Origin of the sequence: Enterococcus sp. AZ091 (assembly GCF_051714805.1) — a bacterium.
In the GTDB taxonomy this organism is placed as follows: Bacteria; Bacillota; Bacilli; order Lactobacillales; family Enterococcaceae; genus Enterococcus_D; species Enterococcus_D gallinarum.
Genome location: NZ_JBIOSO010000001.1, coordinates 1,494,397 through 1,506,580, shown reverse-complemented (window position 1 = coordinate 1,506,580; position 12,184 = coordinate 1,494,397). Strand labels below are relative to the sequence as shown.

Annotated in this window: 9 protein-coding genes and 1 pseudogene; 1 reads left to right on the top strand and 9 read right to left on the bottom strand. The window is 31.3% G+C overall.

Features of this window, described 5'->3' with window-relative positions:
* Positions 1 to 70: 70 nt before the first annotated feature.
* The 6 genes from IGJ28_RS07565 to IGJ28_RS07540 all read right to left on the bottom strand — a co-directional run bounded on the left by IGJ28_RS07565 (position 71) and on the right by IGJ28_RS07540 (position 6,489).
* Positions 71 to 1,249 carry a tyrosine-type recombinase/integrase gene (locus IGJ28_RS07565; protein WP_438845315.1) on the bottom strand — a complete coding sequence of 393 codons (1,179 nt, stop codon included), beginning with the start codon at positions 1,247 to 1,249 and terminating at the stop codon, positions 71 to 73.
* 102 nt (positions 1,250 to 1,351) lie between these two features.
* The gene (locus tag IGJ28_RS07560) at positions 1,352 to 1,663 is read right to left on the bottom strand and encodes a helix-turn-helix transcriptional regulator (protein ID WP_002297662.1); all 312 of its coding nucleotides are present in this window, start codon (positions 1,661 to 1,663) and stop codon (positions 1,352 to 1,354) included.
* A 348-nt stretch (positions 1,664 to 2,011) separates the two neighbouring features.
* Entirely contained in the window at positions 2,012 to 2,257 is a 246-nt protein-coding gene (locus IGJ28_RS07555) for a helix-turn-helix domain-containing protein (protein ID WP_002360096.1), read from the bottom strand.
* Positions 2,251 to 2,652, bottom strand: coding sequence for an RNA polymerase sigma factor (locus IGJ28_RS07550; protein ID WP_438845314.1), 402 nt, complete (start codon positions 2,650 to 2,652; stop codon positions 2,251 to 2,253). Before IGJ28_RS07550 ends, IGJ28_RS07555 begins: the two co-directional genes overlap by 7 nt.
* Positions 2,653 to 3,220: 568 nt before the next feature.
* Positions 3,221 to 5,056: a glycoside hydrolase family 35 protein gene (locus IGJ28_RS07545; protein ID WP_305039383.1), complete on the bottom strand. Its 1,836-nt coding sequence runs from the start codon at positions 5,054 to 5,056 to the stop codon at positions 3,221 to 3,223.
* 77 nt (positions 5,057 to 5,133) lie between these two features.
* Positions 5,134 to 6,489, bottom strand: coding sequence for a PTS sugar transporter subunit IIC (locus IGJ28_RS07540; protein ID WP_252712603.1), 1,356 nt, complete (start codon positions 6,487 to 6,489; stop codon positions 5,134 to 5,136).
* Between the two features lie 142 nt (positions 6,490 to 6,631).
* Between IGJ28_RS07540 and IGJ28_RS07535 the strand changes: the two genes are divergently transcribed.
* Positions 6,632 to 7,489, top strand: a complete 858-nt coding sequence (locus IGJ28_RS07535) for an AraC family transcriptional regulator (protein ID WP_170081572.1) — start codon at positions 6,632 to 6,634, stop codon at positions 7,487 to 7,489.
* Positions 7,490 to 7,627: 138 nt separating this feature from the next.
* Here IGJ28_RS07535 and IGJ28_RS07530 read toward each other — a convergent pair whose 3' ends face one another.
* From IGJ28_RS07530 to celB, 3 genes and pseudogenes are all read right to left on the bottom strand, one after another.
* Complete coding sequence (locus IGJ28_RS07530) at positions 7,628 to 8,056, bottom strand: GNAT family N-acetyltransferase (protein WP_086338632.1); 429 nt, start codon at positions 8,054 to 8,056, stop codon at positions 7,628 to 7,630.
* Positions 8,057 to 8,898: 842 nt separating this feature from the next.
* The gene (locus IGJ28_RS07525; RefSeq protein WP_170081574.1) at positions 8,899 to 10,788 is read right to left on the bottom strand and encodes a DUF4838 domain-containing protein; all 1,890 of its coding nucleotides are present in this window, start codon (positions 10,786 to 10,788) and stop codon (positions 8,899 to 8,901) included.
* Positions 10,789 to 10,797: 9 nt separating this feature from the next.
* Positions 10,798 to 12,077: pseudogene (gene celB, locus IGJ28_RS07520) on the bottom strand (PTS cellobiose transporter subunit IIC).
* Between the last annotated feature and the right edge of the window lie 107 nt (positions 12,078 to 12,184).

The window sequence follows — 12,184 nt, the reverse complement described above, 5'->3', positions numbered from 1 at the left end:
TACACTTTGACTAACCTATTAAAAAATTGTTTTTCAAGAATCCTGTAATACCAGTACTTTCACCATCTTTTTAACCTTCTAAAGAATTAAAAGCAGTCAGAAGCTTTAACTTTTCAGTTGATGTTAAATGGCGATATATTTTTGAGGTTGTACTGTCTGTATGACCTAAACGATCCTTTAAAACATCCCAACTGCAATACTCTGCCACTAAACTAGCCATAGTATGACGAGCCAAATGGGTGTGAAAATCTTTGTTAATTCCACATCGCTCTACACAACGTTTAACATGATCGTTTACATATTCACGACGATAAGGAACTCCACGCTTTCCAGGATCGAGATAAACAAATAAATAAGTTTCATCTACAACAAAATTACTATTTCTTTTTGTTTTATTTAATACATCAATTAATTCTTGTAATTTCTCCATTACTAATGGTGTGACGGGTACTCTTCTTGCAGAACTAACAGTTTTTGTAGTTTCTATTCGAAAATCTTTACTTTTTCCTTTTACTGCTGTCTGTTTATAAAACAAAATTTCATTTCGTTCAAAATCTATATCTTGAGGCTGTAAAGCAAGCGCTTCACTCACACGACACCCAGTATAAAACAAAACATGAAAAAGAACAGACATGGGTAACTCTTCATAAACTATCCCATAGTTTAAAAAAGCTCGTAATTCATCCACTGTTAAAAACTTATCTTCTAAACTGTTGACAGACTCTTTTAAATCTTTAACAGATAACTGATATTTAGGCATTTTAACAAACTTCATTGGATTCTCATTTATCAAATTCTTTTTCTTACAATAATTAAAAACCATATTTAGAACCTGAACAAGAGATTGTAAACTATTTTTAGCATAACCAACATTAACGCCATCAATTCCCTTTTCTTTTAAAATGAAAAGGAATTTTTGTAGTTCTTCTGATGATAAACTACTTAATTTTTTACCACCAATCCATCGATTAAGTATTTTCACCTGTTCTTCTCGTTTATCATACGTTGCCACCTTTTGTTCGTTTAGTGATCGATAATATTCAAACCACTTTTGACTAACAACACTAAATTTATCATTACTAGCAAGCCTTTTTTGCTTATTTCTGTGTTGTTTTTCCATTTCAAGATAAGCAAGCTGAGCTTCACGTTTAGAATTAAAACCTCGTCTCGTAGTTCGAAAAGCCTGAAAGTACCAAGTAATTTTTCCCGTTGCAGTAATATGTTTTTTAAAACGACTCATATTTTCCATTTATTCTTACCTCCAATTACGAAGGAACCCAACAATCGGAAGTGCTTGAAAATCTTTCTATCTATGAAATAATTATACAACATGCAGACGAAAAGATAAATTCTACAATAATCGTAATAAACGAAACTGATCGCAAAAATATTCTTCATTTCCTTTTTTTACCCATTCTAAAATGTCATCTCTAAGGTAATGTCCTCTAATGCCAAACCAGCAGCTTGGAAAATCACCTAATTTTATAAGACGGTTTAAAGTACTATCACTTATTTGAAATTGTTCTTTTAAATCTTTATTCGTTAAAACTAATGGTAGTTGATTTATCCTCTTCATTTTATTATTAGAATCCTCTATCTTTTCTGGATGAAACAAATATTTTTCTAACTCTGATGAATTACTTTTATTGTTATTCTTTGACATGATTGTCTCTTCCTTTCTATTAACAATAATTAATCTATCAGCCACTTTTGTCAAAAGTACATAGGAATTTCACCTCTCCCCAAGTTTACGGCGAGCCTTACGGAAGTATCATTATCCCAACTTCAAATCATCGCTTTTTATTGACTATAAAAACTATTTCAGAATTTTAATCGCTCCTTCTTTACAATAAGAGATCATGGCGCAACTAAAATATGCTCCTTGAAGTGTTAACGTACTGATAGAATTTATTTAATTTTCAATGATCAATAGGTTTTCTAACTAAAAAACATATCTCTCAAATATTAGAAGATTCTTTTAGATAGAAAAAGTGGAAAGGGGACTTTTTAATTAGTTAACTTTAAATTTCAATATAGCCTCTATCAATTTAATTTCTAGCTGTCTTAGCATATATTCATCTACATAGGTAATAAATTGCCCCACCTCATTAAATCCATTTTTTAAACATAACTTAGTTATATAACCGTGGTAATGTTTAAGTATCATTTTGATTGAAATTGGGTCTTCTTTCAAAGCAGATAAGATAATAGATATAGGAACTAATGGGTAATGTTGGTTCCTTTGTTTGTCTACCATAAGCCATATTCCATTTTCAATTGTTCAACCGCTTTCGTTCGTTGATACCAGATACCACTTGTACTCATGTTGAAAATTTTACCTATCCCAGTATCATTAAAACCTGCAAAATAATAAAGTAAAACAATCTTTTTCCTTGTATCCGATAATTGATCAATTGCTGCTGATAACTTCTGATCTGAAATTAATATCTCCATTCCAAATAAGAAATAAACATCTTGCTCATCTAAATGAGTTTGTGAATACTTACCTTCATTTAAATCATTTAATGGTTCCTCATTTTCTTTTATTTTATCGTTTCGTTTTCGAATAGACTTAGCTTCATTGCGTAATACTTTTTTACAGTAGGCATCAAATTGGTGTTGTGTAGATATCTCATTGTTGTTTTGTTGCACGATCAATATGCTCCTTTATCCCCTTTCCACTAATACAACAATCAGAGAATACCTATTTTTCGAAAAACTAGAAGAAAATAAAGAAGATAATTAAAAATATCAATATAACAAAAAAGTCAGCATTCAATCCTAATTGTCTGATTGAATGCTGATTTTCTATGCTATACATGTAGCTTGAGTATTCCTTTTTAATTACTCACCAATAATCACTTAGGAATATTACTAAATTTGGAGTTATTTGTACTTGCTCAATTGATATTCTCAAATAACCTAGACTCTCATTTTTTATAGTTTCTTCGAAAAAAGCAATGTATCTGTGATAAATCTATAATTATACCTTTTATCAACGATCAAATGCTTAAATTATCTACTATCATTTAGGATGTTTATCGCGAATATAAGTCAATCTCAAAAGAAAGTGTAAACTATTCACTTCTTGAACCATAAATGAAAAGTAAAAATCATTCGAGACTTGTTGAGATAAATATTTGTGATGCGTTAGAATAAGTATTGAGATTTGGAAAAATCGCGACACATACAATGATTGGTTTGCTGCAATAAATTTAAACTAGCTGTCTATATGGTTATGGATATTTGAACCTATTTCAGAAAAATCATTAGTCAAAAGTTTCTTGACTATCGGTTGTCCACAAAAGATGAGCTCATTAATTTCTATCCCTTCCGTTTCAAAAATCACGATCTCATTTGTGCCTTTTTTCAAAAACTCTTTCGGACAATACAAGGAATGAATCGGTCCTCTTTGCCAGTAACGACCTAAGTTGATACCGTTGACGATGACCACCCCTTTGCCATAGCTGCGGCAATCGATAAATGTATCCGCGAGGTCAGTCAATGTGAATTCAACTTGATAAAAAGAAGGCTGGGCCGGATTTTTACCGGCAGTATAATCGATTTTTTTGAGTTGATCTGCTGACAATGTCAATGCATATTGCCGATAGCCTTGATGAAAATGGATGTCTTGCATGATTCCCCCACGAATGCCTTTCACTTGTGTCGGCCCATTCAATTTAAAGCCATAGTTCACTCGGCCTAAGTTCTCTACTAAAACATCTAGTTCAATCCATTCTTTCTCTGGCGTACCCTTGATCATCACTTCTTCCCCAAGGTTTTCTTGATATTGAATTGTCTGCAGGCTACCGTCTGCAAAAAGATGCAATCGGTCACTGGCCTCCACAACTTTGAGCTTATTTTCGTGATGATAATTTTTTAAGTTTACTGAATAAAGCATATACCCATAACCAGGTCCTGCTTCTTCCATCGTTATTGGATACATCGTTTCTTGGGCCGTCATCATCTGGTCTTTTACCGCCAACAGTGAGACGCTGTTTTGCACAGGGAATGTTCCTAAAGAACCAAATGTTTTCCTGCGGGGCTCGGCTTGCCACACTTCAGGACATACTTCTTTAATGGCTCTTTGTACATGGAAGTATTTCTCAGTCGGCTCGCCAGCTTCCGTCAATAACGCATCGTAGTCATAGCTAGTCACTTGTGGCAAATCCAACACACCACGAGCAGAACAACCATTATAAAAACCAAAATTGGTTCCGCCATGGAACATATAGAGATTCAATGAACCCAAGTCTAACATATCCTTGACTTCATTAGCTAAATCTTGGCCATCACGCTTGATAATCGGTTCTCCCCAACGATTGAACCAACCGTCCCAGTATTCCATGCACATAATCGGCCACTTTTTGTCGTGTTTTGCCATAAATGCCTTCATCACTGCAGCGTTCTCTTTGGAATGACTCCCGAAATTTCCTGTTACGAAAACATCCTCTTCAATCAGTGTGCCCGCATCCAGCACTTCTTCCCAAGCACCATCTGACGTAAATAACGGAACATCAATACCGAATTCTTCCATCAACTGTTTCGTTTGCCGCAAGTACTCTTTCTCCATACCATAAGAACCATATTCATTTTCGACTTGCATCATGATGACTGGTCCGCCATGTGTCACTTGCAAAGGAACTAATTTTGGTAAAAGCACACTGAAATAAGAACGGACTTTTGCCATAAATCGTGGATCAGTTGAACGCAATCGCACGTGCTCTTTCAGCAACCAAGCAGGTAGCCCGCCGAATTCCCATTCCGCACAAATATAGACAGATGGCCGCAAAATGACCATCAAGCCAAGTTCTTGCGCCAATGACACAAAAGCGACGATGTCTTTCATCCCCTCAAAGTCATAGATGCCTTCCACTGGCTCATGCAGATTCCAAGGAATATAAGTCTCTACGGTATTCGCACCCAGTGCTTTCAAATTGTATAAACTATCTTCCCATTGTGCCGGTGTCATGCGAAAATAATGGATCGCGCCACTAATCAATTTAGTTGGTTTTCCATCTACCAAAAATTCTTCTTTTATCTCAAACGTTTGCATGTCTTCTACTTCCTTAATATATCAAAAATGAGGCTTATCATACTTCTAATACACACTAACTACGACTTAATAAAAAATTATCCAATTTTCTTATTTGCCATTCTAACAAATGGCAAATAAATTAACGTGGCTAAAAATAAATTAATAATTGATAAAATAATTGATCTCCAATCAAATCCTGTCGAAAAGAATCCATATAAGACCGGTGGCATTACCCAAGTTACATTTTGTGTTACTGGAGAAACCCAACCTAAATCTGTTACTAAATAAGCCACACTAGACATTACAGCAGGACATAACAAAAATGGAATAAATAAAATAGGATTTAATACAGTAGGTAATCCATACATTACTGGTTCACCAATATTAAACAAAACAGGCATAATTCCAAGTTTTGCAACTTCTTTGTAATGACTATTTTTTGATACCCAAAAAATCGCAATTAATAAACCTAAAGTTGCATACCAGACAAACGATCCGTATGATACGCTTGTCCAAACATAAGGAATAGTTTCATTGTTTTGATAAGCTTCTAAATTAGCTAATAGAGCCACTCCAAATACACCTTCCATAATAGGCGCCATAACATTTCCACCATGAATACCGAAAAACCAGAAAAATTGTGTTAAGGCTGCCACTAATACCACTGCAAGAAAACTTTGAGATAAGCCTAACATCGGTGTTTGTAATACTTTGTATATCCAATCTATAATTAATAAATCCGTAATTTTAGTGAATGAAAAAGTAAAAATAGCTACTATATACAATGAAACTAGAGCTGGAATTATTGATAAAAATGGTTTAGCAATAGCTGGAGGAACTGTATCAGGTAATTTAATTGTCCAATTTTTATTCATGAGTTTACAAAAAATAATTGAAGATAAAAAACCTATGATTATTGCAGTAAAATAACCATTTGAATTAATTTGAGTACCAGGCAACAATCCTGATATAGTCACATTTAAACTGCTACCTGTAACTTTTATTCCCTCAACCCCAGTAAATAGTGTTGTTAAGTCAATATTATTATTATTCGATAAATTGTAAGTTGAAGTCATAGAATTACCTATGGAAATAATAAATGAAGACAGTGCGACTAGTCCTGAAGACAAAGTATCTGTTTTATATATTTTGGCAATATTTACTCCTAAACAATAAATAAAAAGCAAAGCTACTATCGAAATGCTACCTTTAAAAACCAAGTTATTAATATCCACCCACCATTGGAAGAACGACGTAATCTTTTGTAAATTAAACTGATCAGGAATATCAACCAAAAAAGCATTGATTAACAACGCAATTGAACCTGTCATTACTATAGGCATTGTCCCTATAAATGAATCTCTTAAAGCTACCAAAAATCGTTGATTCCCAATCTTAGTAGCTATAGGTAAAACTTTATTCTGAATTGTATTCATTATTTTATCAATCATCACATTCACTCCTTCAAAAAGAAAAAAATTAGAAAGCGCTATCCAGTTATAGTATATAAATTTTTTTGACCATTTGAACATGATAATTTATACTTAAAACATGGTATTTTCTTCATAATTAGTTCTATAGAGGAGGATAATAATGGAGGATTTTTGGTATCATAATAAGTCAGTTTCTGCTCCAATTTCCCTTTCCCAATGCGGATATGAATCTTATCATCCCAATTCTTCTATTCGTAATTATATAGTTCAACAAAAATGGATATTTCATTATGTTTTATCTGGTAAGGGATTCTTAGAAGTAGAAGCTCAACATTTTGAACTTAAAGAACACGATATTTTCTTTTTTTTTCAAGGTCAAAAAGTGAAGTATTATACAGATAAAAAGGAACCTTGGACACTGATTTGGTTAGGTATACAAGGTGATAAGACTTCTGAATTTTTGAAAGAAACAACTTTACTAAATACTCATACAGTTAGCTTGACTAAGAATATGAATAAAAAAATAAAAAACATACTATTGAAAATAGTATGTGAAAATAGAGAACTAATTGATGAACCGGAAACTTTAAAAGAATTAAGAAATATAGCAAGTATATATGATTTTTTATATCATATTAAAAAAACTTTTTTGGCACCTTCTTTAATCACAAATAAACCAACTCAAGTTAACATTATTGACTATATTAATAACCATTATATGAACGATATTTCTCCTAAAAAAATAGCTCAATATTTTAACATAAGTTACAGTCAGCTATATAAACTATGTATATCTAAATTTAACTCTAGTCCTAAAAAAATAATAACCAATCATAGAATTAGAGTCGCTGTAGATCTACTAATTGATTCCGATAATACAATTAAAGAAATAGCTCAAAAAGTTGGATACAAAGATGAATTTTTATTTTCTAAAACTTTTTCCAAAACTCTAGGTTACTGCCCTTCTAAATTTAGAAAGCTTAATAAAGATCAGTTAAAAAACATAAGATTTAAATAAACAATACACGTTTAAAAAATAGTTGAAACTAGTTATTTCCCTACTTAACTAGCTTCAACTATTATTACGCTTAATGATATTTCTGCTTTCAACTAATTTTTAAAGGTAACAAGTTAATGTTATAGCTCATATATAGTACTAGATTATCTTAATCAAAAAAAATTTTGTTGTATTCTTAAAAGGAACATCAGGTAATTCTCCAAATACCTTACATCCAAAATGTAAATAAAATTCCAAAGCCTGATAATCTTGAGTTGTTAAATAAATATATTTAACACTATTTATTCGACAATAATTTTCAACTGTATTAAATAATTCTCTTCCAATACCTTTACTCCTATATTTCTTTTTTACAGCGAATAAATCGATATAACAAGTAGAGAATATTACTTTCCCAACAATTCCTCCTGCGTAATCATTTTCAATAAAATATGAGAATGATATTTCTTTTTCTTCTCTTTTATAAATTGATTTTTTCTCAGCTAACTCCTCTAGCAATATTTGATTAATTCTTTTTTTATTTTCTAGAATATCAAAACTTTTAATCACATTATAACCTTCAATCATATAATAAATACTTCAATAACTTAGATTTAACTTTAGAAATATAGAAAGTGATTATTTAAACATTTTACCTATCAAACGCGCATAACTCTTAATTTTATTCCTATAGAAATCTTGGTAATAAGTCACCCATTTATTTTAGGGTAATCTATTGTTATAGATTCAATATTTTGTTCCCTAGCCATTTTTTTGTACGAATAGAATGTTTAATTAATACTCTCTATTATATATCTATACATACTAATCTTCTCCATTTTTAAACTGATCTTTAAAGTCTAATTCTTTTATTAAAAAAGAATCAGGCAACTTGTAACCTAATAATTCATCAGGTTAACACTTATTTGTTCTAGGTTTATTATTGCCAATATTTTCTGAACCTGTTCCTATATCCCTTAATATCTCCCGATTTAGTTCATTCATTTCTTCATCCGGCTTATCTAATCCTCCCAAATAGCAGTTTAGTTTCTATCTAAATGAAAGTTCGATTTATTTCTTGGAGCTTCACTCTTTAACACATATAAATTTTATGAATCCGGATAAAAATATATTTTAAATAGATAAACTTACTTTATAAAGCAATTGATCTGTTTCATCAGTAAATACTTTATTTAATCTAATGCAATAAACTAAAGAAAATAGCATTAACATACTGAAAATTTTTTTATTACAAGCATTCCTTCTGTTTATCTAAACATAATCCATTCCTATTAATTCTTTCTTTTAATATCTTTATTCCTATCAAAAGTAAAGTCTTCTAATAATCAACATCCAGAAGATATTAGAAGACTTTGTAATCATCAACAGAATTAACATTGTTACTAGGATTTATTTAATCATCTATATTACTATAAACTAAAACCTGCGTAGTTTTTAGCAACTTCAATTACTCTATACACATCAAGATTATTTTGAATTTTTTCTTCATTTCTACGAATAAAATCCATAAAATCACGCCAAAAAATTTGAGAAAGCTCATAGCTTCCTTCACTTAAAAGTGCCAAAGATGTAGCTAATTTTATAACGTATTCTCTATGGTAGCCAAGCTGTATCCATTGTTCTTTTATGAAGCCATCATGCTCACTAATATTTTTTTCAATCAAAGAAAGACTAGACTGAGCTAAATGAACAACTGTTTTATAGTTTAAACTCAGTTTTGGATTTATCCGATTACCTATAGCATTAAAATGATCACATGATGAATACGTTGATAATTGTTCTAGATATTGAACTATCGTATGCCAATCGGATCCATATAAATTAGAGAAATAATCAGCCAACAGTTCTTCATAGTTAATATTTTTATCCCAAAGTACTTCTCCCATTACATAGTTTGGGAAATTGTGTGGAAAACCTGCACGTAGTTCTTGACAACTAATGTATCCACCTAAATTAATCCTATCTAAATACTTAATATCTCGACTAATTACTCGACTAATCTTCATATAACCTAAATCACCATAATGTGCACGCCCTAATGGGTAATCATATACAAAACTATCTCCGCCAAAACATTTTTGCCAACTAAAAAGATAAGAAAGATTTTCTTCTAATGAATTTGGTAAAATAATTTTATTTCGAATATATTGATTAGGTGTAGGAATTCCTTGATCGTAATCTACATCAGCATAGCTTTTCTCAAAAGTTCTTGTAATTGGCGCAAACATCATTGTAAAACGATCTGGATTTTTTATTTCCTCTTTTTGAGGAGCAAATAACAATTCATGATATAATAAAAAACAGATTTTTGTTTCCAATTTCTCCCTTGTTAAAGCTGAATCTAATTGATTCAAAATCCGAACATATTGATCTGAAGGTAAATCTTTTTGACATTTTGAACATTCACAAATATTATTGCGCGCGTCAGATAACCAAACATGAAGATAGTCTACATCTTTTCTTTCTTTAGCATAAGCAACTATCAATTCTACCATTTTATTACCAACTTCAGGATTAGAAAAATCTAAACTAGTAAGTATTGGAGCTGTATCATATAATTCACGTTCGCCATTAAGTTCTGCAACTAACGGTTTCTTCTCTTCTGGTAATTTTATTCCTGATTCCCATCCAAATTTTGAAGAATAACCTAAAACTTCACCTGTCCATCCATGGCCTACTCTATGTTGTCTTAAGCTACGTTTATGGATTTCCATATCAATTTTATTACTCATTTCCTCAGCAATTTCATTAGAGAACTCTTCTTTCTGTATATAAGGATTAAATTCATGATCATACCAACGTTTTAAAAATGAATATGGATTTTCAAATTGAATAAAGAATGAATTCATCCCTATCTTAGGTAACCAATCAATAAAATTGCATACATTTTCAAAGGAATCTGCACCTTCTATGCAAACACCTCTGTGCTTAAAACTTGCTTTTTCATCTATATTAATATCCGCTTCTATAAAATGAGCAAAATTAAGATCAGGTAAAATTTCATTTTTTTTGCCAGGTCTTAAATAACGCACTCCAAAAACTTTAAACAATTTATAAAAAGCTATAACAAGTCCTATCTCACTATTGGAAACAACTTGACCTTTTCCTCTTTTTAAATTAATTGATACCTTTTCTACTGATAATTTATCTGGGATAATATCAAAAACTAAAGCTGCTTGTTTTTTTTCATTAATAAAATCTGGGTTAATTTTAAATACTTTTGAAAAATAGTATTCACATTCTTTTTTTAAAAAAAGATCATTCTTTACACAATCACTAAAATAGATACTTAAATTCATCTCTTCACCTCATTTTTTACTTTCATCTAATAAATTGTTTCGATCGGCAGCCTTAAAAAAAGGAAAATAGATCATAAAGGATATCAAAACTAGAATTACTTGTAATACTGCCCCTTGCCAACTTCCTGTTGCCAAAAATCCACCAATGATTGGAGGAGTCGTCCATGGCAAAGTAACTCCTGTAGTATATGGTACTAATCCCATAGCCATTGAAAAATAGGTTATAATCGCATTCACTATTGGAGTAAATACAAATGGAATCAACATAATCGGATTTAATACCGTAGGAAATGTAAATAGAATAGCTGTATTTATATTGAATAACGCTGGTATTCCTGACACCTTTCCAAGAGTTTTATATTCTTTACTTTTGCTAAAAAATAGCAAACATAAAGCTAAACCGATGGTTGCACCACCACCACCAATATATACAAATAAATCCATAAACGGAGCAGTTACAATGTGAGGTAGTACCTCTCCAGCCGCTTGAGCAATTCTATTATCATCAGCATATTGAATCCACAATGGATTCATCACCGAACCAACAACTTGTCCTCCATTTACACCACAAAACCAAAAAATAGAATTTAATAACACTGCGACAAATGTTCCAGGCAAAGTACTTGCAATATACCCTAATGGAGTACCAATAATAACTGATAAAATATTATTCAAACTTCCTAAACCAGATACTTCAATTAATTTAAGTGCTCCAGCAAATAAAATTAAAATAACTACACCTGGTATCAATGCTGAAAATGATTTACTTACTACATCAGGCACACTTTCAGGCATTTTTATAGTAATCTTTTTTTGAATAAACCATCTATATATTTCAGCCGAAATCATTCCTACAACAATAGCAGCAAAAATACCTTTACCACCTAGCATGCCATATGGAATTCCTAAATTATCAGCTTTATCAACAATCGATGGAGTCATTAAAAGAAAAGCTCCTAAGGCTAATACTCCCGAAGAGGGTCCGTCTGTATCATAAGATTCTGCCAGACGATAAGCAATCCCAAAAACTGTAACTAATGCCATTCCATTAACCCAAAAGAATTATTAGCCATAGTATTTAATAAAGAAGCTAAATCCCAATGTGATTTAAGCCAGTCATTCCATGCGGTAATCGGAAAATCTTTTATTAAAACAAAAAAAGAACCAATCAAAACTAATGGCATTGCCATCATAATTCCTTCTCTTAGTGCCCGTAAATGCCGCTGTTTTCCAATTTTCTCTCCCAATGGAGCTAATTTATTCTCAAGAAAACTTAAGAATTTATTCATTTTTACCCCTCTTTTCTTTATTTTTTACAAATAAAGAATATCAAGTAAGCGTTTTAAAGTCAATATTTATTTTTTATAAAAAATAAAAGAATATGGTATACTGTTGT